Origin of the sequence: Telluria antibiotica (assembly GCF_011682055.1) — a bacterium.
Taxonomy (GTDB): domain Bacteria; phylum Pseudomonadota; class Gammaproteobacteria; order Burkholderiales; family Burkholderiaceae_D; genus Telluria; species Telluria antibiotica.
The window spans coordinates 42,357-66,927 of record NZ_JAAQOM010000025.1 but is presented as its reverse complement, the minus strand read 5'-3'; the positions used below and the strand labels follow the sequence as shown (position 1 = coordinate 66,927).

Genomic DNA, 24,571 nt, shown 5'->3' with positions numbered 1-24,571 from the left:
CTCATCAGTTGCAACTAACCGACTTCATGACGCCCAGCCTGTGAGCTGTGAAGCGCGCTTAGGCGGGAGGGGGCGCGACCGGACTTGTGATCTTGGCCCGATGCAGCTTTATCTGCATGGCGACCATCCTTACCGCAGCCAGGAAAGGTACGGACAGGAAGATGCCCGAGACGCCAGCCAACTCCTCGCCGGCAAGCAGGCCGAACACGACGAGGATAGGCGGCACGTCCACGCCTTCGCTCATCAGGTAGGGGTTCAGCATGTAATCCTGGAAGATCCGGTACGCCGTGATGAAGGCGACGACCCAGCCAACGTGCTCGTAGCCGCTGAACAGGGCCACGCCCACGATGGCCACCGCCGCGACGAGCGGACCCAGCACTGGGATCACTTCCAGCACGGCCGCGGCTCCCGCAAGCAGCAGCGCGAACGGCACGCCCATCAACGACAGTACCAGCCCGTAGGCGAGCAATGTCGCCAGCGACAGCAGGGCCAGCGCCCGCACATAGCTCGACAGCACCGTATTCAAGCCGTGCAGCACGTCGGTCCAGAAGGCGCCGTTGCGGCGCTGGTTCATCGTCACGAGCAATTCGTCGAAGACGGGGCCTTGCAGGATCATCAGGAAGCTCAGGATCGGCACGACGACGACGTAGATCAGGTTGCCGGCCAGGTGCACGAGTCCTGCCCCGATATTGCGCACGAACGGCATCGCCTGCGACGAGCCGCCCTGGAGCAGGTCGCGCAGGAACCCGGCGAGGCGCGCGCGCAAGGGTTCGAGCACGCCGGGCAGCGGCAGCCGCCGTTCCAGGGTTGCGGGGTCGAGCAGCGTCGGCAGCTGGTGTGCCAGCGTCGTCGCCTGCTCGGCCACCTGGCTGCCGAACAGCCCGCCGGCCAGCGCGACGAGCGCCACGACGACGAGGTATACGAGGCACAGCAAGGGCGTGCGCGGAATGCGGCCACCCACGACGCGCTGGGCCAGCACGAACAGCGGGTAGATGAGGTAGCTGAACAGCACCGCGATCAGCATCACCAGCAGCGTCGTCCGCACGAGGAAGACGCCATACAAGCCTGCCACCACCAGCGCGGCCGTCCACACCACGCGGGCCGTACGCGCATCGATACCGAACACGGTGCCTCCCTGGCAATGGGCCGTCGTCGCGGCCGTTGTCGGCATGATACGGCGAGGGCCGCATCGCTGGCGCGCAGCTCGGCAGCACGGTGCGTCCCGTGCCGGTCCGGGCGCGGGCATGGTGCTACAGTGGACGTGCATGGAAAACGAAAGGGGGCGACGTGAATCGCAGCTATCGTTGGGCAACGGAAAAAAGCGGCGGCCTCGAGCATGTCGAACTGGCGATCGGCGACACCGGCGTGACGGCGGAGAGTGTCCTCATCGGCCCCGCAGGCGGCAGCTTGTTCGCCTGCAGTTATGCATTGCAGTGCGACGAGCATTGGCGGGTGCGCAGCCTCGACGTGCACGTCGCCGGGCGTGGCACGGTACGCCTGCGCGCCGATGGTGCCGGCAACTGGACCGACGCCGACGGCACACCGCTGCCGGCACTGCAAGGATGCATCGACGTCGACGTGTCGTGCAGCCCTTTCACGAACACGCTGCCGATCCGCCGCCTGGGCGACAGCCTGCGCCAGCGCCAGGAAATCCGGGTCGCGTACGTCGATCTGCCCGCGCTCGACGTCCAGCCCGTGTCGCAGGCGTACACGGCGCGGCCTTACACGGGCGCGGCGCCGGACAAGGTGCTGTTCGAAAGCCTGTCCCGCCCGTTCTCCGCGGAGCTCGAGGTCGACGGCGACGGCCTCGTGCTGCGCTACGAGGACATGTTCACGCGCGTTGCGGGCTGAGCGGCTTGCCCTGTCCGGGCGGCCTTAGCCGGCCTGGTGCGCGGCCGGCAGGCGGGCCGTGCCGATCCACGTCAGGCGATGCCACAGCGCTTCCAGCGGCCCCTGCTTGTGGTGCTTGAGCCACCACGCGCTGAAGACGCCTTGTGCCACGGCCAGCGTGATGCCGATCAGCAGCGCCGCGACGGGGCCCGTCACCGCGTACAGGCCGAAGCCGAAGCCATAGTACAAGGTCGTCCCGACCACCGATTGCATCATATAGCTCGTCAGGCTCATCCGGCCGAGCCAGCGGAACGCGCCGAGCACGCGCGCACCGGCAGGGCGGCGGAACAGCAGCGCGAAGCCGGTCACGAGCAGGAGCATGATGTCGAGGTTGAGCAGCGGCGCGCAGATGGTGTCCAGCGGCCGGCGCAACGCTTCCGCCGCGATCCACGCCTCCAGGTGGAAGTGGACGAACAGCAGTGGTCCGAGCAGCAACGCCGCCACGAGGAAGATACGGCGCCAGACCCTGCGGTTCGCGTCGTTGACGGCAAACAGCCCGACGCGCCCGGCCAGCATGCCGAACATGAACAGCGCGGGAATCTGAAAGATGCGGCCCATTTCCCAGCTCCACAGCAGCACGGCGTGTTTGCCGTTCGTGAGGTTGCCGATCCAGACGTCGACGAGCGAGCCGTGCATCTGGTAGGCACTGGCGCGTCCGAAGAGGCCCCACGATTCCGGGTCGGGCAGCTTGCCGGGCGCGCTGTCCAGCGCCGCCAGCGCCTGGACCCAGGCGGCGGGTTGCAGGCTGAGGAAGCAGGCCAGCAGGAAGACGGTCCGCGTGCGCAGACGCGCGACGGGGATCAGGACCAGGCCGAGCACGGCATAGATCGCCAGGATGTCGCCTTCGTAGAACGCGCCGTTCACCAGTCCGAACCCGAGCAGCAGGAGCATGCGCCAGGCGAAGCGCGGCCGGAAATCGTCCCCGCGGCGCGCACGCGCATCGAACTGCAGGTGGAACGTCAGGCCGAACAGCAGCGCGAAGATGGCGTACGACTTGCCACCGAACAGGGCGAACATCGTGTCCCAGATGCCCTGGCCCAGCGCCTTCAGCCAGGCCGGGTCACCCGGCGGCGAGAAGTACAGGTCGAAATGCTCGAGGTTATGCAGCAGCATGATCGAGACGATCGCGAAGCCGCGCAGGGCGTCCACGAGATCGAGGCGGGATGTGGTCGTCATGGGCACAGCATTCGTGGAAGGTGGCGTCATGGGAATTCCGGTCGGTGGGAGCCCGGCCATTCTAGTTTGAAAACGGTTTCAGTTCTAATAGCTTTTTTCGTAAGTAGCGGTTTGATCGCGGACGTGTTTGGCATCACTGGGGTGTGGCAAGTCCTATTATGTCGCCCACCATAGACCTGACGCCATCGCGTGCAGACTTCACATTTAGTTACAAATAACGACCAATGGACGTCGATCGCCGGTTGCTTGACGGATATCGCGTTCAATTTGTCGACCGCATGCAACGGTTCAATATCACCTTATAAATGAGTCCGAAATTTTTTCCGAGTGGCAAAGCGAAGCCCCGTTTGCGCTGAGCCAAACTCTCATCCATTGCATAGAACCCCCGTACGCCTGCGTGCTCCAAGCAACATCTGTCGGCTGCCCAGGATTGGAGTCTCCATGCAAACCGAAATCGATGCCGTGTCCGTCGTCTGGTTCCACGACCGCCAACTGCGCGAACGCGACTGGCCGGTGATGTCCCGCGGCGGCGGTGCGTCCGGCGCGTGGGAAGCGATCGATGCCAACCACCGTTACAACGGCCTGCTGTGGCGCGAAGCCGAGCGGGCGCGCCGGCTCGACGTGCCGCCTGCCGAGATCGCGGCCGGCCAACGCCTGATCGACCGCTACGACCGCAAGCGCAACGACGCGGTCGAGTCCATCGACAAGGTGCTGTTGGCCGGCCTGCACCACGTCGTCCGCCGGCCCGGCGCGCGGCTGTCGAGCGACACGGCAGGCGCCATCATCGACCGCATGTCGGGCCTGGCGCTGCACATCCACCACATACGCGGGCAGGCGCTACCCGCGGGCGCGGACGCGGCGCACGTCGGGGCCTGCACTGCCAGGCTCGAGTGTCTGCTCGCGCAGCGCCACGACCTGGTGTCCCGCCTCGACCGCCTGCTCGCGGAGGCGCGCGCCGGACTTGCGTATTTCACGCCCAGTCGCCGGGGGAGGATGGAAAACCATCTCGTGCTCGACACTTGCCTTGACAGGCAGGTACGGGAGAGCGGGAGGGCCGTGCCGTGAGCGCGACCATCGATGCGCCGGACGCCATCCGACGCCGGCACGCTGCCCGCATGATGCGCGCCGCCGCTACCAGTAAGGCCACATGCCGACACTGCGCTGGCGGCTCGGCGCCGTACCGGACAATAAGGCACGCGCGTGTCGCAGCACGACGTGGGCACGCTCCGCGGCCGGATCCCAGATGCAGCGATGCGTGTGGCGGTCGACCGGCGCCCAGCGAGCGATGTCCGCCGTGCCGAACACGACGATGCTCTTGAGCCCCAGGCCGGCCGCGATGTGGGACACGTCGGTGTCGTTGCAGATCAGGAGCCGTGCATCGCGCAACAGCACGGCCAGCGCGCCGGTGGAGAGCGCGGCGGTCGCGTCGAGCGGCGTGTGACGCATGCGGTTCGCCACGTCGGCAGTCAGGCCCGCATCGTTGGCGGCGCCTGTCAACACGACCTGGAGCCCGAATTCTCTCGCGAGGCAATCGCCGACTTGCGCAAACAGATGCGTCGGCCAGCAGGTGCCCCGCTTGCGTGCGCCCGGATGGATGCAGAGGTATTCACCGGGCACGAGCGTTTTGCCAAGACCGCTGTCACGCCACTCGTCTTCGTCGTCGCGCGACAGCGGGAATTCCAGGTGCGCCCCTGTCGATGGCGCGCCCAGTTGTGCCAGCAGGGAGAGCAGGCGTTCCGGCTCTGCGCCGACGTCCGGGTAGGGGAAAAGGACGGTCCCGTTGCGGACGACCGGCGCGCCGCGACAGAACCCGGCCATGGCTTGCGCGCCGAAGCCGCCGACGATATCGTTGCTCACGTCGCCGCTCCCGTGCAACTGCAACGCCAACGCAAATTGGCGGAGACAGACGGTCGTGTAGAAATGCGTGAGCGCCTCCTGCGGCGCCGGCTGTTCGGACAGCAAAGGATGGCCCGGGAAGGCGATGAATTCATCCACGTACGCATCGAACCGGTCCGCGAATTGCCGCGCCCAGGGCTGGCCCACCAGTGCGATGCGCGCGCGAGGTACGGCGGCGCGCAGGGCGCGCAGCGCAGGGACGGCGCAGAGCATGTCGCCCAGTTGGCGCGCGCGGAACACGACAACCGAAGGCAGGTCGAGGCGCTGCAGCAGTGGTCGGCGGTACACGTTTCCTCCTTTGGCGCATCCCGACGGGGACGTGCCGGCATCTACACGCAACATTGCAGCGAGGACCGCCGTACGGCAGGATTCGTCGGCGCGGCCCGGGCCGGGCATGGCGGGACCAGCCGTCATCGTCCGGGCGTCGTCGGGTTGCGCCGCAACGGTCCAGCCCAACCTTGGAGCGCGATATGCCGGATTAGTTCAGCCATCCATATGCCTGTCGCCTGTCGCGGCGGGCAGTGTCCTGAACGGTATGGCGAAAGACGGTATCATCGAAGACAGTCCCATCGATGACCGGATACCCCATGCTCCAGACGCCCGCTTCGTTCACGCCCCTGATGGCTCCGCAGCAGGATGCCGCGCCGCTGTCCTTCGTCTTCCACGGTACGCGGCTGCTCGTGCGCGAAGCCGACCTCGGCCTGCCCGACGAGGCCGCGGTGCGCAACCTCGAACTCGACCCGCAGCGCCTGCAGGCCGTCGGCGTGCTGGATGGTCAGTACTGCCAGGCCGCGTGGATCGACGACGAAGGGCTTGTCCCTCCCGGCTATGCCCTGCGCGGATTGCGCTCGCTGTTCGGCGAGTTCGACGACGCCCGGCTCGGCGTGGCGGCGCGCGCCTGCCAGATCGCCGAATGGGCGCGCACGCACCGGTTCTGCGGCGCGTGCGGCAGCGGCACCGTGCTGGCGACGGGCGAACGCTGCTTCAAATGCGTGAACTGCGGCCACATGGCGTATCCGCGCATTTCTCCGGCGATGATGGTCTTGATCCGCGACGGCGACAAGGTGCTGCTGGCACTCCACACGCAGTCCGCCGTGAAGCGCTTCGTGCCGCTGGCCGGCTTCCTGGAAGCGGGAGAATCGGTCGAGGAAGCGGTGCACCGTGAAGTGTTCGAGGAAGTCGGCCTGCGTGTGCACAACCTGCGTTATTTCGGCAGCCAGTCGTGGCCGTTTCCCCATTCGCTGATGATCGCGTTTACGGCCGATTACCTCGATGGCGACATCCGTACCGACCCGAACGAGATCGCCGAGGCGCGCTGGTTCGGACCGGGCGACACATGGCCGGAACGCGTGCCGCACGTCTCGATCTCGAGCATGCTGGTCGACAGCCACCGTCCGCCCGGGCACTGAGGCGGCACGGCAGGGCCGGGCCGTTCACGGCAGCGGCGCGGCCGCGACCTTGCTTTCCACGCGCAGTGCCGGCGGCAGGTCTCCCGGCCGCACGCCCGTGCTGCGTACGCGTACGACGCGCTGCATCAGGTCGAACCAGAACGGGGCGCCGAACAGCGCGGTGGACGCCGTGACGATCCATCCTGCGACCTGCAGCGCGAAGTCGGCGCCGGCCACCGGCGGGAAGCGGGTCCAGCCGATCGGCAGCGCCATCATGGCGTCGAACAGGGCGGGGTTCAGGGCGCCCGGCATAGGGGCGCCCGCCATGTCATGCAGGTGCGCCGCCAGCGTCGGTTGCTGCCACAACGTGCGGAACAGGTGGATGCTGTCGATGTTGAACAGGATCGCCAGCAGCAGCGCCAGCAACAGTGAGACGAGCAGTTGCCGCCGCTTGTAGGCGCCCGACATGCGCGCCATCGCGTTGTCGAACCAGCCGGCCAGCATGTCCTGGAAATGCTGGAGGTCGCGCGCGCGCCCGTACAGCCCGCGCACGACCTGCTTGACTTGTGGATCGGGGATCGTCTCGATGGCACCGGCCAGCTGGACGAAGTCGCCCGGCACGCGCCACAGGCTGTCGACCAGCGCGATCGCAAAATGCGCCGGATCGATGTACGATGGCCTGGTACGCACGGCCCGTTCTGGTGGCCCGATGCCGTCCGCGTGCGGATTGACGAGCGGATGCAGGTAGACGGCACGTGCAAGACCGTCGAAGGACGGGTCGTTGAGCATGCTCTTGACGCCCGCGAGCAGCGTGTTGGCACGCAGCCGGAATGCTGCGGCCAGCGCTTCCTGCAGGGTGCTGACGATCAGGGCGACCGTACCATAACAAAATGTCAGGCCGATCGCGACTTCCAGGACAGTGCTTCCGAGCATGGTGTTCTCCCCCGCAGTGACAAGGACGTCGACTACGCTAGCGCATCCGTGAACGCGTCCAGTCCGATTTGCGCAAATGCCGTTGCCGTCTGTGGATCCGCTCCATTTTCTATATACTCTCGGCAATCGAAAATTTTAGGGTTAACCATGTCTGACAAAGAAGTCTTCACCGAGAACGACTGGCGGCGCCTGTTGTCCAGCCTTGGCGAAGATCCCAACCGCTCCGGCCTGCACGAGACGCCCGCGCGTGTCGCCAAGGCCTGGAAACACTGGACTTCCGGCTACGACCAGGATCCGGTCGAGATCCTCAAGGCGTTCGAGGACGGGGCCGAGGAATACAACGAATTGATCGTGGTGCGCGGCATCCCCGTCTACAGCCATTGCGAGCACCACCTGGCGCCGTTCTTCGGCAAGGCGACGGTGGGCTATCTGCCGAACGGGAAGATCGTCGGACTGTCGAAGCTGACCCGTCTCGTCGACGTGTTTTCCAAGCGCCTGCAGGTGCAGGAACGCCTGACGGTGCAGATCGCCAATACCTTGATGGAAGTGCTGGAACCGAAAGCGGTCGGTGTCGTCATCAAGTGCCGCCACATGTGCATGGAAAGCCGCGGCATCCGCACGCCCGGCGAGGAAACCATCACGTCGGCGTTGCTGGGCGAACTGCAGCCCAACCTGGCGCTGCGCACCGAATTCCTGTCGCTGGCGCGCGACTGATCTGCGGGCGGCGCGCCGCCCCATGTTTCTTCTCTGCCACGCTGTGCCGGTGGCGCGATGCGGCGCGCATGCCGCTTCAAAAAAAAGTGCCAGGATTCCGAACACGCTGCTAGACTGTATTTACTGGGCGCTCGTGTTCGATTCTGTCGCGACAATGCGCTACGCCCGTCGATGATCGGGAACCTGTTCCGGATCACGTGTCTCCAAGCGAATTTGAGGCGATCGACATGGCCAGGCCTACCTTTCCAAGTGATGTACCGCGTGAGCAATTCGAGACCGTGCGTGAAATGCTGGAGGCGGCGCGCCGCAAGACCCGGCCCCGCAAGCACGATCTGTACGATGTCTTCTGCGCCGTCCTGTACTTCCTCCACACAGGCAGTGCCTGGCGCAGCATGCCGCCCGAGTTCCCGCCCTGGCGTACCGTGCACGAGTACTTCACGCAATGGACGATGTTGCGCGAGGGCGACCGTACACTGCTCGAACAGGCGCTCGAGCGGCTCGGGCGCACGGCCGAAATCGCCCGCCTGCGCCAGCTGACGGGGCAGGGCTGAACCGAGGCTTGGCGGGACGGATCAGCGGGCGTTCGCGACCGACCCTTCGGCCGGGTCGAACACGAGTTTCTTTTTCGCGTCCATGTGGAACACGCCGATCGGCTGGGCCCGGACATTGTCCGACGGCTCCGGCAACTGCCTGCAATCGCGCGTCTCCACCTGCCACATCTCGTCGCCCGAGCGCAGCAGGAACGTTTCGTCACCCGTCGAGAACAGCTCCACGTTCAGATCGGCCAGCGGCGTCTTGCCGAGATCGAACTGGCGCTGGCAGTCCGGCAGACGCGACGCGATCACTCTCAGGCCGGCTTGCTTGCTCCAGAAATAGTCCTGCGTAACGACCACCGTCAGGGCGTGGTCGTTGCCGTCGATCGTATAGCTGGCTGATTCGTTGACGCAGCCGGCCAGCAGCAATAGCGGTGTCAACAGGAGCAAGGTGGAGCGCATGGTCGTTTCCGGGTTGGCGATGCTTTCATGCATCACTGCCGAGTATAGAGCCCTTCAAACACCGGCCGCAACGGCGCATGCCGGCCTCTCGTTCGAGAAAATTCTTTAAGTAATTGATTTCTTTAAAGAATTTGTTCTGACGCGCTCCCCGATTTTTTGATTTCGGAGATGATGCACCGGCATTCGCCCATGATCGCGCCGGTTGCGCTGCGCCTTGCGCACCGCTGGCCTGGATCAAGGATCGAACAGCGACCTCATTCCTTATCAGCCTGCGCAGGAACCCGTGCGAACCGGGACCGGTCTGACGGTTGCCTGCCATTTCGGAAGCGAGTACAGCAATGCCAGACGACGACCAAAGCCTATTGGAACAGCGTGCGCAGGACGCGCCGCTGTCCTATGCTCCGCCACAACCGCTTACCTTGCGGATCAATGGCGCCGAACACGAGCTCATGATCGAGCCGCGCGTGACGTTGCTGGACGCGCTGCGCGAAGTGCTGGGCCTCACGGGCACCAAGAAGGGGTGCGACCGTGGCCAGTGCGGCGCGTGTACGGTCCTCGTGGACGGCCAGCGCATCAATGCCTGCCTGACGCTGGCGGTCATGCACGACGGTCGCGACATCACGACCGTCGAAGGCCTGGGCCAGGAAGGGCAGCCGCACCCGATGCAGCAGGCGTTCATGGATTGCGACGGGTTCCAGTGCGGCTATTGCACGCCGGGCCAGATCTGTTCGGCGGTGGCCTTGCTGGACGAAGTGAAGGCAAGGCAGGCCAGCATGCTGACGGACGGCGAGCAACTGGCCCCGGGCGCGCTGTCGGAAGACGAGATCCGCGAACGCATGAGCGGCAACCTGTGCCGTTGCGGCGCCTATCCCAACATCGTCAAGGCCATCCACAGCGTGGTCTTGCGCCAGGCCTAGGAGATCATGCATGCAATCGATCTTCTACGACCGGGCGCGCGACGTGAACCATGCGCTCGAGCTGGCACGCCAGCCGGGGGCCAAGTTCATCGGCGGCGGTACGAACCTGCTCGACCTGTACAAGAGCGGCATCGAAAAGCCGGTGCGCCTCGTGGACGTGAGCCGTCTTGCGCTGGCCGGCATCGACGAGTTGCCGGGCGGCGGCCTGCGCATCGGCGCCATGGCCAGCAACACGGCGGCCGCGAACCACCCGCTCGTGCGCCAGCGCTACCGCCTGCTGTCGGAGGCATTGCTGAACGGTGCGTCGACCCAGCTGCGCAATATGGCCACCGTCGGCGGCAACCTGCTGCAGCGCACGCGCTGCTATTACTTCACCGACCCGGCCTTCCCGCACTGTAACAAGCGCGATCCGGGCTCCGGCTGCGACGCCATCGACGGCCACAACCGCATCCACGCGATCCTGGGCGCGAGTCCACATTGCATCGCCACCAATCCGTCCGACATGAGCGTCGCCCTCGTCGCGCTCGACGCGATCGTGCACCTGCACGGGCCGGACGGCGAGCGGCACGTCCCGGTCGCCGATTTCCATCGCCTCCCAGAGGACCGGCCGCAGGACGACACGGTGATCCGTCCCGGCGAACTGATCACGGCGGTGGAACTGCCGCCGTCGCCGTTCGCGCAGCACGCGCACTACCTGAAAGTACGCGACCGCGCCAGCTATGCGTTTGCGCTCGTGTCGGTGGCGGCCGCCGTCGACCTGGACGGGGATACCATCCGCGACCTGCGCATCGTGCTGGGCGGCGTCGCCCATAAACCCTGGCGCGCGCTCGGCGCGGAGCAACGGTTGCGCGGGCACGCGCTGGACGCACTGAGCGACGACGTGCTGGGCAGGGTGGGCGCGGACGCAGTCGCCGGGGCGCAGCCGCATGCGCACAATGCGTTCAAGGTCGAACTGGCGCAGCGCGCGGTCGCACGCGCACTGCGCGTCGCCATCGACGGTTACGCCACCGGCTTTGCAGGAGACATGGCATGACCATCACGGGCGCACCCATCAATCGCGTCGACGCCTGGGCGAAAGTCAGCGGCGCGGCGCGCTACTCGGCCGAGCATCCGGTCGCCAACGTCGTTCATGCGGTCCTCGTGACGAGCACGATCCCCAGCGGCCGCGTGCTCGCCATCGACGACAGCACGGCGCGCGAGATCCCTGGCGTGCTGCTCGTAATGACGCACGAGAACGCCTTCCGGCTGCCGCAAAAGACGAAGCACGGCAAGATTCAGCCACCCGTCGGCCGCCGGCTGACCCTGCTGCAGGAAGACGAGGTCCATTACAACAACCAGCCCGTCGCCGTCATCGTGGCCGACACGTACGAGCGCGCGCGCGAGGCGGGCGCGCGGCTGCGCATCGAGTACGAACGCGAGCCCGCCGTGCTCGACTTCGAGCAGGCGAAGCAGGCAGTGCACCCGCCGGACAAGGTGTTGGCGGAAGAAACCGACACGAAGCGCGGCGACCTGCACGCCGGCCTGCTGTCCGGCAGCGCGCGGATCGACGTCACGTACACGACCCCGATCGAGCACCACAACCCGCTCGAGACGCATGCGACGATCGCCGAGTGGCAGGGCGACCGCCTCATCCTGCACGACTCGACGCAATACATGAAAGGCGTGCAGCGCATCGTCGCGAGCATCTTCGACATCCCGCCGGAGAACGTCACGGCGGTCTGCCCTTATGTGGGCGGCGGCTTCGGCTGTAAAGGCTCCGCGTGGTCGCACGTCGTGCTGGCGGCGATGGCGGCGAAGCAGGTCGGGCGTCCGGTGAAACTGTCGCTGGACCGCAGCCAGATGTTCGGCCCGGTTGGCTGCCGACCCAACACGGAACAGCGCATGCGCATGGCGGCGCTGCCTGATGGACGCATGACGGCGTCCGCCCACGATACGATCGCCTACACGTCGATGTTCGAGGACTGGACCGAGCCATGCGGCCTCGTCACGCGCATGATGTACGAGAGTCCGAACCAGGAAACGTCGCACCGGCTCGCGCGCATGCACCTGGGCACGCCCACGTTCATGCGCGCGCCCGGGGAAGCGACGGGTTCGTACGCCCAGGATTGCGCGATCGACGAGCTCGCCTACGAACTGCATATGGACCCGCTCGATCTGCGCATGAAAAACTACACGGAACGGGACCCCGGCAAGGGCCTGCCGTTCTCCAGTAAATCGCTGCGCCAGTGCTACGAGATCGGTGCCGAGCGCTTCGGCTGGCGCGACCGCAAGCTGCAGCCGCGCTCGATGCGGCAGGGGAACAAGCTGGTCGGCTGGGGCATGGCGACGGCCAGCTATCCGACCAACCGCATGCCGGCGGAATGCGCCGCGACGCTGCTGCCGGACGGCACCGCGCTGTTCCGCTCCGGGACGCAAGACCTCGGCACAGGCACCTATACTGTCATGACGCAAGTCGCGGCGGATGCGCTCTGCGTGCCGGTCGACCGCGTGCGCTTCGAGTTGGGTGATTCGCAGATGCCGGAGGCGCCCGTCTCCGGCGGATCGATGACGGTGGCCAGCGTGGCACCGGCCGTGCAGGCAGCGGGGACGGCGCTGCGCCTGAAACTGCTCGGCATCGCCGCGGCGGACGAGCGCTCGCCTTTGTTCGGCGCGACGGCCGACGAGGTCGGTGTGGACGCGACGTCGGATGGCGGCGAGCTCTACCTGCTGGACGAGCCGGCCCGGCGCGAGGGCATGCAGGCCATCGCCGCGCGCCATGGCGGTCCGGTGGAAGTGACGGCCAGGGCGGAGCCGGGCGACGAGAAACAGAAGTATTCGATGCATGCGTTCGGTGCCGTATTCGTCGAAGTGACGGTCGACGAAGACCTCGGCGAGATCCGCGTGCCGCGCGTGGTCGGCGTCTACGGCGTCGGCAAGCTGATGAACGAAAAGACGGGCTACAGCCAGCTGATGGGTGGCATCGTCTGGGGCATCAGCCTGGCGCTCTTCGAAGAAACGATAATCGACAAGCGCGCAGGCCGCGCGGTGAACGGCAACCTCGCCGAATACCACGTGCCGACGAATGCCGACGTCCAGTCCATCGACGTGCAGATCGTCGACGAGGACGACCCGCACGTGAACCCGCTGGGCGCCAAGGGCATCGGCGAGATCGGCATCACGGGCGTAGGCGCCGCGATTGCAAACGCGGTATTTCATGCGACTGGAAAGCGGGTGCGCGACTTGCCCATTACGCTCGATAAATTGCTTTGACGGGTCGGGTGGACGGCGGCACCGGATCGAACAGTCCTGGCATCGAAGACGGCCGGCTGAACGCTAACGTAGGGTGGACGGCTACGCCGCGGGCGGTAGGGCAGCCGCGCGGTCTCAGCCGCCCACGCGGTGATCCGCGACGGTGGATCGCACGGTCCTGATATCGAAGGAGATTGCTTGAACGCGTGGAGTCATTGAGTCCGGGGGACTCAATGACGAGTCCAGGGGACTCAATGACGAGTCGTCCACCGTGCAACCGCAATGCAGCGGCACGGTAACCACCACTTAGAGTTACTCGCCGTGCGTCACCAGCGCAACGTGCCCATCCTTGCCTTCCTTGACCGCCGCATGCTCGCCCCCATGCGCCGCACGCGTATGCTCCCACCCGCCCCCAAGCGCCAGGAACAGCTGCACCTGATCCGCCGCCAGCTGCGCATCCGACGCGGCGAGCATGCTCTCGGCGCTCGCCAGCGTGCGCTCCGCGTCCAGCTGGGACAGGAAGTCCGTGCGGCCGAACTGGTACAGCTTGGCCGACTGGCGCGACGCCAGTGCGCTCTGGTCGCGGGCGGCGCGCAGCGCCGCGTTGCGGTCGAGCTCGCGAGCATAGACCGTCAGCGCGCTTTCCGTTTCGCGCAGCGCGTTCAGCACGACGCCGTCGAAGCGGGCCAGCGCACCGGCCGTGCCGGCCTTCGCTTGTGCGATGTGGGACCGGGCCGAACTGGTCGCCGGCAGGTTCCACGAGATCAGCGGGCCCAGGCTGAATTTCCACGTGTTCGCATCGTTGAACTGGCTCATCATGCCGACCGCGCCGACCGATGCGCCCAACGTGATGTTCGGGTACAGCTCGGCCGTCGCCACGCCGATGCGCGCGGTCGCGCCCGCGAGCAGGCGTTCGGCCTGGCGCACGTCCGGACGGCGACGCAGCAGGGCGGCGCCGTCGCCGACCGGAATCGTTGACGCGACGCGCGGCGGTGTGGCGCATTGCGCAACCTCGGCAGGGAACTTGCTCGGCACTTCACCGGTCAAAACGGCAAGACGGTACAGTGCCGTGCGACGGCGGGCTTCCAGCGGCGGCAGGTTCGCGCGCAGTTGGTCGAGCTGGGCTTGGGCACGGGAATTATCGATGGCGATGCCGCGGCCGCGCAGGACGCGTTCGGCCGTGAGCTTGGCAAATTTTGCCTGCAAGTCCACCGATTGCTGTGCCACCTTGAGCTGGTAACCCGCCGAACACGCTTCCGCATAGGCGCGGGTCGTGTCGGCGGCGACGATCACGTGGGTCAGGTCGCTGGCAGCTTGTGCGGCTTCCACGTCCGCTTCCGACGCTTCGACGGCGCGGCGGATGCGGCCCCACAGGTCGAGTGTGTAGCCGATCTTGATGTCACCGTCGTACAAGCCGTCGGTGGGCAGTTGTTCGGGAATGCCCAGTTGGGCGCCCGCGATGCGGCCGTACAGCGGGGCGACGCTGGCTTCGACTTCGGGGCGTTTCTTTTCCTCGACCTCTTCCAGCACGCCGTGCGCGCGCTGCAGGTTGGCGGCGGCCATGCGCAGGTCGGTGTTGTTGGCGAAGGCCTTGGCGATCAGCTTGTCGAGCAGCGGGTCCTGGTACAGATGCCACCAGTCGGGCGGCAGCGGTTCGGACTTGAACGGCGTCTCGGCCGCGCCCATGAACGGGGCGTTGGCCGCGTCGCGCCGGATCACGGCCTCTTTCGGCACGTGGTAGTCGGGGCCGACGGTGGTGCAGGCGGCCAGCGTGGCTGCCATCAGCGTCAGCGCGCATGCTGTCCTGGCGGTGGAACGGTACGGTGTCATGATCGTTGCGTCGATGCGTGGGGACGGATGTCGGATGCGGTCGCGGCCCGCGCCGGTGCGGCGGGTGCGCCGGCCGCAGCATGGGCCGGCAAGACCTTGACGGTCGCCGTCTGCCCGGCCACAAGCCGCACGTTGGCCGGCACCGGGTCGAGCGCGATGCGCACGGGCACGCGCTGGGCCAGGCGCACCCAGTTGAAGGTCGGGTTCACGTTCGGCAGCATGTTGGCGCCCGTGCTGCGGTCGCGGTCGGCGATGCCTTCGGCGACACTCTCGACGTGGCCGTGGATCGGCTGGCGCGTGCCCATCAGGGTAACGTCGACGGCGTCGCCGAGCTGGATGCCGGGCAGCTTCGTTTCTTCGAAATAGCCTTCGACGTAGAACGAGCCGCTGTCGACGACGGCCATCACGGGATGCGCGGCCGTGGCGTATGCGCCTTCGCGCAGGTCGAGGTTCGTCACGATGCCGTCCACGCTCGACACGACGCGTGTGCGTTCGAGGTTCAGCTTTGCCGTGTCGCGGTTCACGATCGCTTGCGCCAGCGCGGCGCGCGCCTGGTCGGTACGCGTCTGGCCCTGTTCGCGCGTTTCCTGCGAGACGAGGTCGTCGAGCTGCGTGTTGCGCTTGTTTTCACGCTGCGCCTGGGCCAGTGCTGCCTCGGCCGCCGTCACCTGGGCTTCCGCTTGGCGCAGCGCGAGTTCGAAGCGGGCGCGGTCGATCTCGAACAGCGGTTCGCCCGCCTTCACCTGCTCGTTGTCGTGCACGTGGACCTTCGTCACCTGGCCCGTCACGTCGGGCGCCACCTGCACGACGTACGCTTTCACGCGGCCGTCGCGCGTCCACGGTTCGACTTCGTAGTGGTGCCAAAGCTGCCAGCCCGCGTAGGCCGCACCCGCGGTCACCACCGCCGTGAGACTTACCCGGCCAATCGCCGACAAAATAGTTTTCATAGCCATCTCAAGACCAGTTGCGTGTGTAATACGTCAGCGCGCCGAGCACGATGACGAACAGGGAAAAATCGAACAGGGCCGGGTGCCAGACGATGCGGTAGACGCCCGTCTTCGCCAGGACCAGGTTGATGAGCCGCGATACCACCAGCGCCGCCAGGGTGAGCAGCAGGAGCGGGGGCACGTACAGGCCGTAGATGCTGACTTCGCCGATCATCGGATTGCCTTTCAGAGTGCGGGCGCGTACGGCGCCGCCTTGGGAAACAGGTCGCGGCGCATGCCGGTGAGCGCGGCCAACGCCTCGCGCTGGGCGACGTCGCGCTCGCCGGCGCAGATGGCGCGCAGGGCGTTGTCGAGCGTGTCCAGCAGGCTGCGTTCGCAGTGGGCGTCGACCGCCGGTCGCAACGCGAAATGGCGCGACAGCTGCCGCATCAGCGGGCTGACGGCCGCGTCGCCGCGGCCCAGCCGGGCGCGGACGCTTTGCAGCAAGGTCATGTTCAAGCCGATGCGCAGGTCGCGCAGCGCGTCGACGGCTTGCAGGTCCTGGTCTTTGCCGGCCAGCGCCAGGCGCGGCGTCAGCATGCCGACGCGGTCGACCATTCGCGCCGAGAATTCCGGCAGCGACGGCACGCGCTCGCCGCTGCCGAGGCGCGCCAGCTCGCGCCAGCCCGCTTTCAGCAGGCGACGCGCAGTCCAGCCGGCGCCGACCCGACGGAACACGCTCGTCGTGACGGCGGCCACGACATAGCCGACGACCTGCGCCAAGGTGCTGTTCACGAACGACACCATGTCGGCGTTGTGCGTGTCGATCATGGCCAAGGTGCCGCAGATGGCGAACAGGAAGGGCATCGCGCGTCCGAACGTCGAGGGGCGCGCCAGGAACACGCCCAGCACGAGGAAGACGGGGGCGCACGCGAGGATGAACGTTTCGAAGTTGTGCACGGCCGGCAGGATGCCCAGCAAATACAGGGCCGACAGCGGGATTGCATAGATCGAGTACCACATGAAGGTTTTGATGAACGGCACCGGATCGTCCTGCGTGGAGAAGAAGCAGCACAGCACGGCCGTCATCATCGGGGCGGCGGCGCCGGACGGCCAGCCGGTCACGATCCAGAATGCGCAGCACACGAGTACCGCGACCGCGGCCGCGAAGGCGGACAGCAGCGCCATGCCACGGTCCTGGTGGAGCGCGCTCACGGGCACGCCCGGCAGGTGGCGCACGGCATCGGGCAGGCTCCCGTGCACGCCGGCGTCGATGTGTTGGCGCAAGGTGCGCGTCTCGACGCAGATCTCGATCAGGCGGCGCAGGCGCGCGGCCAGGTTTACTTCGATCATCCCGGTCCAGTCGAGTTCCCGGTCGACCGCCGGTTCGAGCGCCTCGATGCGCTGGCGCAAAGCGGCGCCCTGGTTGTCGATCGCGACAGTCTTCGGCGTCTCGACGAGGGCGACGACGTCCTTCAGCAGCGCATCCCAGCGGGCGGACACGTCCGCGGCGCCGAGGTCGCGCAGCGCGGCCAGGCGGTCTTCGATGCCGGAGACGATCGGCACGAACGCGGCCAGGCGTTCCTGCAGCGCGTTGACGGCCTGCTCAGTCCAGCGCAGGTGCGACGTGTCGAACGGCAGGTGCGTCGTCATCAGGCGCATCTCCGTGATGTCGCCCGCGAGCTTGCGGCGGTCGGACGCGGAGCGCGCATCGCCGGCGGGGTTCAGCGCATCGCGGATCCAGTGGTAGGCGTCGCGCACGGCGTTGTCGAGGCGCGCCAGCAGCATCGGGCCGAACGGCTGCGGCAGCACGAGGCTGTGCACGAGCGTGGCGCACGTGATGCCGAGCAGGATTTCCTCGACGCGCGCGAGCGCGATGTCGAAGATGGCGCCCGGCTCGTTGACGGCGGGGAAGGCGACGAGGCCGGCCGTGTAGCCGCCCAGCATCAACATGTACGAGCGCGGCGTGCGGTCGAGCAGCGACACGTAGAGACAGCCGCCGATCCACAACGCGAGCGCCAGCGACAGCAACTCGGGGGAATTGATCAGGCGTGGGACGACGAACGTGACGGCGATCGCGCCGAGGACGGTGCCGCCCGCCCGGTACAGGCCCTTGGAGCGGGTCGGTCCGGCGAACGGCGCGGCGCAGATGTACGCGGTCATCATCGCCCAGAACGGTCGCGGCAGTCCGATGCGCATCGATACATAGACCGAGAGCATCGCTGCCGCGAATGACTTGACGGAGAACAGGATCTCCGACCGGGTAGGTGTGTTCATGCGTCCTGGACGGCCGCGATGGCCGTGGGCAGGCCGGACAGCACGCGCAAGGTCGCCTCGACGTCGGCCGGATCGAACGCGCCGAACAGCTTGCGGCGGAACGGCGTGAGCGCCTGGTCCATCAGGGCGGCCGTCTTGAGGCCTTCGTCGGTCAGGCGCAGGATCTTGGCGCGGCGGTCCTGCGGGTCTTCATGGCGCGCGACGAGACCCGATTCGATCAGGTGGTCGACGATGCGCACGAGCGACGACGCTTCCAGGCTCAACGTCTCGGCCAGGATGCCCGGGCGCACGCCGGCGTCGCCGAAGCGGCTGATGACGAGCACGGGCAGCCCCGTCGCCTGCGACAGGCCGAAGTCGGACGCGACCTTGTCGGCGGCGGCACGGTAGGCGCGCGACGCGTGGGTCAGCGCGGCGGTGAGACTGCTCAGGGTCTGGTCGGTAAGGCGCATGTTGTCTCGCGTAAATACTTTTGTTGTTCACTGTTGATAAGCGAAAGTTTAGCATGCGAAGTATTTTCCCGCAACGCGGGTGCACCACGTGGGCTCACGTTGCATCGGCGTCGGCGCGGGGCGCCCACCCTATGTGATGCTGTCAATGTAGGGTGGGCACCCCGTGCCCACGCGCGACGTACGCAGCGTGCCGGCTTTACGCAGCCGGCGCAATCCGGCGCAGGTCCACCGGCGTGACGAACTCCGTCGCGCATGCGTGTGCGCGCAAGGCCTCGATGGTCGCATAGCCCCAGTGCACGGCGCCGAACGCGACGCCGGCCTTGCGCGCCGCTTCGGCGTCCGTCGCCTGGTCGCCGACGTACAGCGCCTCCGCGGGCGCCGCGCCGCAGGCTTTCAGGACGGCGCGGATGCGGCTCGCCTTGCCGAAGACGGACATGCCGCAGTCGAAGCGCGCCACGAGGGCCGTCAGCTCCGGTCCCAGCACGGCGCGCACGTTATGTTCCGAGTTCGACGACACGACGGCGAGCTGCACGCCGCAACCGTGCAGATGCCGCAGCGCGTCGGCGATGCCGTCGAACAGGGGGATATCGTGGGCACTGTCCTGCATCATCGCCATGAACGTCTTCGACGCGAGCGGCAGCTTCCACGCGGGCAGGCCGACGTGGTCCATCATCTGGCGCACGCCGAGGTGGCGCAGCTCGCCGGCGCGCGCGACGTCGATACGGCGGAACGCGTGGCGGTCGGCGATGGTGTTGAAGACGCTGAGGAAGAACGGAAACGAGTCGGCGAGCGTGCCGTCGAAGTCGAACATCGCGAGGCGGTAGGTCATGCGCACATCTTACACGCCGCACCCTGGCCGCTATGGGCGGCCGTCGATCGCGATGCGTGCCAGCGCCGAGTCGTCCGAGAACAGCCCGTCGATGCCCGTCTCGAGATAGCGCCGGATTTCCGCGACAGAGCCCGCATCGTTGCGTGCGTTCGGTCCCGCGTCGTTGCGGAAGTCGGCCGCGAGGAAGGCGTTCTCCGGACGGAAGGTCCACACGACGACTTGCAGCCCGGCCTTGTGCGCGTCCGCGACGAGCGCCGTCGGCGCGGCCAGCCGCTCGTCCTTCCCGAGCGGGATCACGGCGCGCGTGTTCGGCGCGACGATGTCGGCGTAGGCGGCGACGTCGCGCAGGCCGCGTGCGGTGACCATCTCGCCATACGTCAGCCGGCCGCCGCTCGCGACGACGTCGGCCGGCTGCTCCATGTCGTATGCACCGCCTGCGATGACCAGCTGGGCCAGCGTGACGTTGGCCGGCCTGCCCAGGCCCGCCTTGCGCAGCGCCTTCAGGTTGGCCACTTCGAACGACTGCACGACGACGGGCGCGCGCCGCGTGTACTCGTGCGCCTTCAACGTCGCGATGAAGCGGTCTTCCAGCGGCAGGCCTTGCTGCGCGAACCAGGTCGAGTGCTTCAGTTCCGGAATGAGGCCGATCGTGCGCCCGCGCGCCGCCGCTTCCGCCGCGACGAAGTCGATGATCTCGTCGAAGCTCACGACCTGGAACTGGCCGTCGTACGCGGTGCCGCGCATCCTTGGCAGGCGTTCGACGGCACGCAGCGTCTTCAATTCCGCGAACGTGAAGTCGGAGACGAACCAGCCGTCGTGCACTTCCCCGTCGATGGTCTTGCGCGTCTTGCGCGCTGCGAATTCGCGCCGCGTGGCGACGTCGGTGGTCTCCGTGATCGCGTTCTCGTGGCGCGCGACGAGGACGCCGTCCTTCGTGGCGACGAGGTCCGGCTCGACGAAGTCGGCGCCGTCCTCGATCGCTTTCGCATACGAGCCGAGCGTGTGTTCGGGCCGCAGGGCGCTGGCACCGCGGTGCGCGTACAGGGTCGGCTTCGCGCGCGGGTCCAGGCGCGCGGCCTGCGCCGATGCGAGGCGCGGCAGCGCTGCCAGCGCGGCGCCGGCGGCGGAGGCTTGCAGGAAGCGGCGGCGCGGCGGGAAGATCGTATGCGTCATCAGATATCGGCCTTCAGGGTGAAGAAGCCCATGCGGGGCGGGATCGGGTAGGTGGCGTAACTGCCGCTCGCCTGGCCCACGACCGGCTGCAGCGGGCCAGCGCGATTCAGCAGATTCGTCACGCTGAGCGACCAGCGCAGGTGTTTCGCGAACGTGGCCGACAGCGGCACTTTACCCGAGACGGTCAGGCCCATCAGGAAGTAGCCCGGTACGTCGAGGTCGTTCGTGTAAGTGGCGTAGCGCCTGCCGACGTAGTCTCCCATCAGCTGCGCCTCGACGTCGGCCGGGCCGCCGAACTTGGCGGTGGCGACGAACTTGTTCATCCACTTCGGCGTGTTCGGCACGGTCTTGCCGGCCGTCGGCACGACCGTCGTGCCGGACAAATAGCTGTCTTCGTAGGTCGAGCGGTTGTACGAGATGCCGTCGTAGAACGAGAACGCGCGGCCGAAGTGGAACGTGCCCGCGAGGTCGGCGCCATCCGTCTTGACGGTGCCGACGTTCGACAGGATCGTCGTGCCGCCCGCGAACGACGTGATGATCGGATTCGAACTGATGGCCAGCTGGCGGTCGCGGAAGGTCACGTGGTACAGCGCGACCTGGCCGTCGAACGCGGTGAGCGGGCCCAGGTCGAGGTTGCGCGAATCGCGCAGGCCCGCTTCATAGGTGACGGACGTCTCGGGCTTCGCGGTCGCCTTGAAATAATCGAACGCGGCCTGCGACGACAGGCTCCATGGCGAATTCCCGCCGCCGCCATACGTCACGTACTGCCGCATGTTCTTCTGGATGTTGGCGAACAGCTGGTCGGACGACGACACGTCCCAGCGCGCGCCGATCTGCGGCAGGAACCATTTTTTCGTATCGATCTTCCCTTCGGGCAGACCGCCCGTCGCCGTGCTGCTGATCGCGGCCGGCAGCTCGTTCACGGGGAAGCGGCCGTCGGCGAACTGCAGGCTCGATTTGAAGCCGCCCTGCACGGCGAAGTCCGGGCTCACCTTCCACTCGTCCTGCAGGTAAAGCTGCACGACCTTGTTGTCGATGTCGCTGCCGTACTGCGTGATCAGGGGATTGCTCGGGCGTTGGTACGGCGTGCTCGGGTTGTTCACGTCGAGCGCGTACCAGCGGCGGTACGCGCCCGAGTTGTTGTGCTCGAACCACAGACCGCCCTGCACGAGGTGCGCGCCGAGATCCCAGCGCACGTTCGACAGCCAGCCCTGGCGGTTGATCTTGTACTCCGTCGTGCGCGTGGCATAGCCCGAATTGCCGAACACGGATTTCAGGTCCTGGTTCGGGAAGTAGACCGCGAACAGCCCGGGCAGGCCGGCCTGGTTGATCGGACCCGCGACGACGCCAACGCCGTCGTTGTGGTGGAAGTAGTACTGGTTCGTCCACGTCACGCTGTCGGCGAGGTAGGCCTCGTACTTCGCGTACGCCAGCTTGTCGGTGCGCTGCGCGTCGCTGTAGTAGTTGCGGAAGTTCGCGCCGACGGAGGCCGGGGGCGCGCCGTTCTTGTCCAGGTAGGCGAGGGCGGCGGCGAAGTCCGGGTACAGGAACGGTCGCGTGTATGGCGAGTCCAGGCCGGCCTTGTGCAGGGTGGAGTCCTCGTTCGGCTCCGTCTTGTCGGACCAGTCGACGAACACCGTCAGCTTGCCGGCATCGCCCTGGTGCACGAATTTCGCATTGAACTGGTCGTTGCTCTGGCGTCCATCGAAATCCCACGCTTTCGCTTCGTGGTGCAGGCCGGACAGGTAAACGCTGTTGCCGCCGCCGACGTCGCCCGAATCGAAGCGGACGAAGGTGCGCGTCGTGCCGTGGCTGCCCAGCGTCTGCTGGACGTTGATATTGCGGTTGGCGGAGGGATCGCGCGAATACGTCTCGATCGTGCCACCCAGGTTGCTCGTCGATGGCGTGCCGAGGTCGCCCGCGCCCGTCGCCAGCACGACGCTCTTCACGTTCTCGCTGGTGAGCGCACGCTGCGGCGCGAGGCCGTTGTAGTTGCCGTATTGCTGGTCGCCCAGCGGCACGCCGTCCATCGTGTAGCCCAGCTGCTGGCCGTTGAAGCCATGGATGAACAGCGACAGGTTTTGTTCGTTGTTGCCCCACGGGTCGGCCGTCTGGAAGCTGACACCGGGCAGCGTCTGCAACGCCTTCAGTGGATTCACACCGGGCAGCACCTTCTGCATTTCCGCGCCGGACAGGGCGACCGACGAGCGCGTCTTGCGCGTCGAGATCTCGACGGTGGCGATGGCGCCGGGGGGCGTGGTGTCCTGAATGCCGGGTGCTGTGGCCGCGGCATCGGCCGGTGCGGTTGCAGGGGTGTCTTCGGCCGGGGCCGCGTGGGCCAGCGACGCGCACAGCGTGGCGGCGGCAATGGCGATCAGGGAGGGGGCAAGGCGGGCGGTACGGGTCGGGGTCATCAGTCGAGCTGCCGGAAGGTTGAAGTGGTCGGCAGATTAACTTTATGACATGACTGCGCGATGACTGCTGCATGACCGATTGATGACGCACGATGGCGCGTTTTTGCACAGCTGCCTGATCGGTTGCGCACACTGTTTTGCGCTTGCACATCGGTCTACCTCAACTAATCTGATTCGGGTCAATCCCACGACGACAAACAATCGGAGACAGCATGACGATCCTGACCAGGGCAAGACATCTTGCCGGCATCCTCATTGGTTTTCTCGGCACGAGCGCCTTCGCGGCCGTCGTCGCCCTGCCGAAGTACAACGTCAGCGTGAACGACGTGTCGGTGTCCGGATTTTCGTCCGGCGCCGACATGGCGGTGCAGATGCATTTTGCGTACTCGAAAACGGTGAAAAAAGGCGCGGGCATCGTCGCCGGCGGCCCGTATTACTGCTCGCAAGGCAATGCCGCGATATCGGTCGGCCCGTGCATGGCGAATACCGGCTCGCGCAACGTGCCGTATCTGAATTCGGTGGTGAATACGTGGTTGGGCAACGGCTATATCGACCCGACCAGCAATATGGCCGCATCGAAGGTGTATCTGTTGTCGGGGACGATCGATTCCACGGTGCGCCAGCCCGTCATGGACGACCTCAAAACCATGTACGGTTCGTACCTCCCGGCCGCCAATATCTATTACAAGAACAACCTCGCCGTGGAGCACGCGGTCCCGACGGATTTCTTCGGCAATGGTTGTGCCGTCAACGGCAGCCCCTACGTCGACAACTGCAATTTCGATACGGCGGGAGAAATCCTGAAGTGGATTTACGGGCCGTTGAATCCCAAGAACACGGGAACATTGAGCGGCAGCTTCATCAACTTCGACCAGTCTGTTTTCTGGGGTAACTTCAATCCGAACTTCTACAGCATGGCCAGCAGCGGCTACGCCTACGTGCCCGCGAATTGCGCGGCGGGGGAGTCGTGCCGGTTGCACGTGGCGTTCCATGGCTGCCTGCAAAGCGCGTCCGTCGTCGGCACGGCCTTTTATCAAAACGCCGGCTATAACCGCTGGGCCGATACGAACAACATCATCGTGCTGTATCCGCAGACGATCGTCACGGCAAACAATCCGGGCGGATGCTGGGATTGGTGGGGCTACGAGGACGTGAATTTCCCGGCCAAGAGCGGCGGGCAGATGGTCGCGATCAAGACCATGATCGACAAAATCGTCAGCGGCAACGCGGCGGCGCCGTTCACGTGCAGCCACTGGTATGCCAGCAACGTGTCGCACGTGTCGGCCGGCCGCGCCTACATCGGGGCGGATGGGCAGGTATATGCGAAGAATTCGAATCAATACCTCGGGTATTACATGGTGACGGCTTATACGGACGTGCGGCAGACGTCGGCCGGGTATTACGCCTATGGTAGTTGTTCATGATAGTCGGACGGCCTGAATCGTCCGCAAAACGCACATCAGGCCATTCATTGCAAAACAATTTGCAACCTCATGTAACAAATTTTACGAGTTGTAAAGCGTGGTCCCGCACGAT

Annotated in this window: 20 protein-coding genes and 2 pseudogenes; 9 read left to right on the top strand and 13 right to left on the bottom strand. The window is 66.4% G+C overall.

The window, feature by feature from the left end:
- Positions 1 to 58: 58 nt before the first annotated feature.
- Positions 59 to 1,171, bottom strand: coding sequence for an AI-2E family transporter (locus tag HAV22_RS28930; RefSeq protein ID WP_208296417.1), 1,113 nt, complete (start codon positions 1,169 to 1,171; stop codon positions 59 to 61).
- Positions 1,172 to 1,287: 116 nt separating this feature from the next.
- Here HAV22_RS28930 and HAV22_RS28925 point away from each other — a divergent pair, with 116 nt between their 5' ends.
- A complete protein-coding gene (locus tag HAV22_RS28925) occupies positions 1,288 to 1,851 on the top strand; it encodes a putative glycolipid-binding domain-containing protein (protein ID WP_166864681.1) in 564 nt (187 codons plus the stop codon).
- A 24-nt stretch (positions 1,852 to 1,875) separates the two neighbouring features.
- On the opposite strand, the gene HAV22_RS28920 is transcribed toward HAV22_RS28925, so the two are convergent.
- Positions 1,876 to 3,066, bottom strand: coding sequence for a DUF418 domain-containing protein (locus HAV22_RS28920; protein ID WP_166864677.1), 1,191 nt, complete (start codon positions 3,064 to 3,066; stop codon positions 1,876 to 1,878).
- A gap of 441 nt (positions 3,067 to 3,507) precedes the next feature.
- On the opposite strand from HAV22_RS28920, the gene HAV22_RS28915 reads away from it, so the two are divergent.
- Complete coding sequence (locus HAV22_RS28915; protein WP_166864674.1) at positions 3,508 to 4,131, top strand: DUF4254 domain-containing protein; 624 nt, start codon at positions 3,508 to 3,510, stop codon at positions 4,129 to 4,131.
- 66 nt (positions 4,132 to 4,197) lie between these two features.
- Here the strand turns inward: HAV22_RS28915 and HAV22_RS28910 are convergent, their stop codons facing one another.
- Positions 4,198 to 5,250: a glycosyltransferase family 9 protein gene (locus tag HAV22_RS28910; RefSeq protein WP_166864671.1), complete on the bottom strand. Its 1,053-nt coding sequence runs from the start codon at positions 5,248 to 5,250 to the stop codon at positions 4,198 to 4,200.
- Between the two features lie 299 nt (positions 5,251 to 5,549).
- Between HAV22_RS28910 and nudC the strand changes: the two genes are divergently transcribed.
- On the top strand, positions 5,550 to 6,371 hold the full coding sequence (gene nudC / locus HAV22_RS28905; RefSeq protein ID WP_208296416.1) for an NAD(+) diphosphatase: 822 nt from the start codon (positions 5,550 to 5,552) through the stop codon (positions 6,369 to 6,371).
- 24 nt (positions 6,372 to 6,395) lie between these two features.
- Here the strand turns inward: nudC and HAV22_RS28900 are convergent, their stop codons facing one another.
- Positions 6,396 to 7,283, bottom strand: coding sequence for a hypothetical protein (locus tag HAV22_RS28900; protein WP_166864669.1), 888 nt, complete (start codon positions 7,281 to 7,283; stop codon positions 6,396 to 6,398).
- 147 nt (positions 7,284 to 7,430) lie between these two features.
- On the opposite strand from HAV22_RS28900, the gene folE reads away from it, so the two are divergent.
- Entirely contained in the window at positions 7,431 to 7,997 is a 567-nt protein-coding gene (folE, locus tag HAV22_RS28895) for a GTP cyclohydrolase I FolE (protein ID WP_166864667.1), read from the top strand.
- Positions 7,998 to 8,224: 227 nt separating this feature from the next.
- Positions 8,225 to 8,500: pseudogene (locus HAV22_RS28890) on the top strand (transposase); the annotation flags it as partial.
- 69 nt (positions 8,501 to 8,569) lie between these two features.
- Here the strand turns inward: HAV22_RS28890 and HAV22_RS28885 are convergent.
- Positions 8,570 to 8,992, bottom strand: coding sequence for a hypothetical protein (locus HAV22_RS28885; RefSeq protein ID WP_166864661.1), 423 nt, complete (start codon positions 8,990 to 8,992; stop codon positions 8,570 to 8,572).
- 398 nt (positions 8,993 to 9,390) lie between these two features.
- On the opposite strand from HAV22_RS28885, the pseudogene HAV22_RS28880 reads away from it, so the two are divergent.
- The 3 genes and pseudogenes from HAV22_RS28880 to HAV22_RS28870 form a co-directional block, all read left to right on the top strand.
- A pseudogene (locus tag HAV22_RS28880) lies at positions 9,391 to 9,909 on the top strand ((2Fe-2S)-binding protein); the annotation flags it as partial.
- A gap of 10 nt (positions 9,910 to 9,919) precedes the next feature.
- The gene (locus HAV22_RS28875; RefSeq protein WP_166864655.1) at positions 9,920 to 10,942 is read left to right on the top strand and encodes an FAD binding domain-containing protein; all 1,023 of its coding nucleotides are present in this window, start codon (positions 9,920 to 9,922) and stop codon (positions 10,940 to 10,942) included.
- The gene (locus HAV22_RS28870; protein ID WP_166864651.1) at positions 10,939 to 13,158 is read left to right on the top strand and encodes a xanthine dehydrogenase family protein molybdopterin-binding subunit; all 2,220 of its coding nucleotides are present in this window, start codon (positions 10,939 to 10,941) and stop codon (positions 13,156 to 13,158) included. Before HAV22_RS28875 ends, HAV22_RS28870 begins: the two co-directional genes overlap by 4 nt.
- A gap of 291 nt (positions 13,159 to 13,449) precedes the next feature.
- On the opposite strand, the gene HAV22_RS28865 is transcribed toward HAV22_RS28870, so the two are convergent.
- The 8 genes from HAV22_RS28865 to HAV22_RS28830 form a co-directional block, all read right to left on the bottom strand.
- The gene (locus HAV22_RS28865) at positions 13,450 to 14,967 is read right to left on the bottom strand and encodes a TolC family protein (RefSeq protein WP_166864649.1); all 1,518 of its coding nucleotides are present in this window, start codon (positions 14,965 to 14,967) and stop codon (positions 13,450 to 13,452) included.
- Entirely contained in the window at positions 14,964 to 15,914 is a 951-nt protein-coding gene (locus tag HAV22_RS28860; RefSeq protein WP_229421490.1) for an efflux RND transporter periplasmic adaptor subunit, read from the bottom strand. Before HAV22_RS28860 ends, HAV22_RS28865 begins: the two co-directional genes overlap by 4 nt.
- A 7-nt stretch (positions 15,915 to 15,921) precedes the next feature.
- Positions 15,922 to 16,128: a DUF1656 domain-containing protein gene (locus HAV22_RS28855; RefSeq protein WP_166864642.1), complete on the bottom strand. Its 207-nt coding sequence runs from the start codon at positions 16,126 to 16,128 to the stop codon at positions 15,922 to 15,924.
- Between the two features lie 11 nt (positions 16,129 to 16,139).
- The gene (locus HAV22_RS28850) at positions 16,140 to 18,170 is read right to left on the bottom strand and encodes an FUSC family protein (protein ID WP_166864639.1); all 2,031 of its coding nucleotides are present in this window, start codon (positions 18,168 to 18,170) and stop codon (positions 16,140 to 16,142) included.
- A complete protein-coding gene (locus HAV22_RS28845) occupies positions 18,167 to 18,619 on the bottom strand; it encodes a MarR family winged helix-turn-helix transcriptional regulator (RefSeq protein WP_166864636.1) in 453 nt (150 codons plus the stop codon). The genes HAV22_RS28850 and HAV22_RS28845 overlap by 4 nt, the downstream gene beginning before the upstream one ends.
- A 196-nt stretch (positions 18,620 to 18,815) precedes the next feature.
- A complete protein-coding gene (locus HAV22_RS28840) occupies positions 18,816 to 19,448 on the bottom strand; it encodes an HAD hydrolase-like protein (protein ID WP_166864634.1) in 633 nt (210 codons plus the stop codon).
- Positions 19,449 to 19,478: 30 nt separating this feature from the next.
- Positions 19,479 to 20,621 (bottom strand): glycerophosphodiester phosphodiesterase, encoded by a 1,143-nt coding sequence (locus HAV22_RS28835; protein WP_166864630.1) that lies wholly within the window; start codon positions 20,619 to 20,621, stop codon positions 19,479 to 19,481.
- Positions 20,621 to 23,035, bottom strand: coding sequence for a TonB-dependent receptor (locus HAV22_RS28830; protein WP_166864628.1), 2,415 nt, complete (start codon positions 23,033 to 23,035; stop codon positions 20,621 to 20,623). The genes HAV22_RS28835 and HAV22_RS28830 overlap by 1 nt, the downstream gene beginning before the upstream one ends.
- Before the next feature lie 212 nt (positions 23,036 to 23,247).
- Here HAV22_RS28830 and HAV22_RS28825 point away from each other — a divergent pair, with 212 nt between their 5' ends.
- Positions 23,248 to 24,459, top strand: a complete 1,212-nt coding sequence (locus HAV22_RS28825; protein WP_166864625.1) for an extracellular catalytic domain type 2 short-chain-length polyhydroxyalkanoate depolymerase — start codon at positions 23,248 to 23,250, stop codon at positions 24,457 to 24,459.
- Positions 24,460 to 24,571: the final 112 nt, after the last annotated feature.

Coding starts and splice junctions, on each gene's coding strand:
- HAV22_RS28825 (WP_166864625.1), top strand. CDS start 23,248: ATGACGATCCTGACCAGGGCAAGACATCTTGCCGGCATCCTCATTGGT.
- HAV22_RS28855 (WP_166864642.1), bottom strand. CDS start 16,128: ATGATCGGCGAAGTCAGCATCTACGGCCTGTACGTGCCCCCGCTCCTG.
- nudC (WP_208296416.1), top strand. CDS start 5,550: ATGCTCCAGACGCCCGCTTCGTTCACGCCCCTGATGGCTCCGCAGCAG.
- HAV22_RS28900 (WP_166864669.1), bottom strand. CDS start 7,283: ATGCTCGGAAGCACTGTCCTGGAAGTCGCGATCGGCCTGACATTTTGT.
- HAV22_RS28915 (WP_166864674.1), top strand. CDS start 3,508: ATGCAAACCGAAATCGATGCCGTGTCCGTCGTCTGGTTCCACGACCGC.
- HAV22_RS28845 (WP_166864636.1), bottom strand. CDS start 18,619: ATGCGCCTTACCGACCAGACCCTGAGCAGTCTCACCGCCGCGCTGACC.
- HAV22_RS28885 (WP_166864661.1), bottom strand. CDS start 8,992: ATGCGCTCCACCTTGCTCCTGTTGACACCGCTATTGCTGCTGGCCGGC.
- HAV22_RS28860 (WP_229421490.1), bottom strand. CDS start 15,914: ATGAAAACTATTTTGTCGGCGATTGGCCGGGTAAGTCTCACGGCGGTG.
- HAV22_RS28875 (WP_166864655.1), top strand. CDS start 9,920: ATGCAATCGATCTTCTACGACCGGGCGCGCGACGTGAACCATGCGCTC.
- HAV22_RS28830 (WP_166864628.1), bottom strand. CDS start 23,035: ATGACCCCGACCCGTACCGCCCGCCTTGCCCCCTCCCTGATCGCCATT.
- HAV22_RS28920 (WP_166864677.1), bottom strand. CDS start 3,066: ATGACGACCACATCCCGCCTCGATCTCGTGGACGCCCTGCGCGGCTTC.
- HAV22_RS28870 (WP_166864651.1), top strand. CDS start 10,939: ATGACCATCACGGGCGCACCCATCAATCGCGTCGACGCCTGGGCGAAA.
- HAV22_RS28930 (WP_208296417.1), bottom strand. CDS start 1,171: ATGCCGACAACGGCCGCGACGACGGCCCATTGCCAGGGAGGCACCGTG.
- HAV22_RS28865 (WP_166864649.1), bottom strand. CDS start 14,967: ATGACACCGTACCGTTCCACCGCCAGGACAGCATGCGCGCTGACGCTG.
- HAV22_RS28840 (WP_166864634.1), bottom strand. CDS start 19,448: ATGACCTACCGCCTCGCGATGTTCGACTTCGACGGCACGCTCGCCGAC.
- folE (WP_166864667.1), top strand. CDS start 7,431: ATGTCTGACAAAGAAGTCTTCACCGAGAACGACTGGCGGCGCCTGTTG.
- HAV22_RS28850 (WP_166864639.1), bottom strand. CDS start 18,170: ATGAACACACCTACCCGGTCGGAGATCCTGTTCTCCGTCAAGTCATTC.
- HAV22_RS28835 (WP_166864630.1), bottom strand. CDS start 20,621: ATGACGCATACGATCTTCCCGCCGCGCCGCCGCTTCCTGCAAGCCTCC.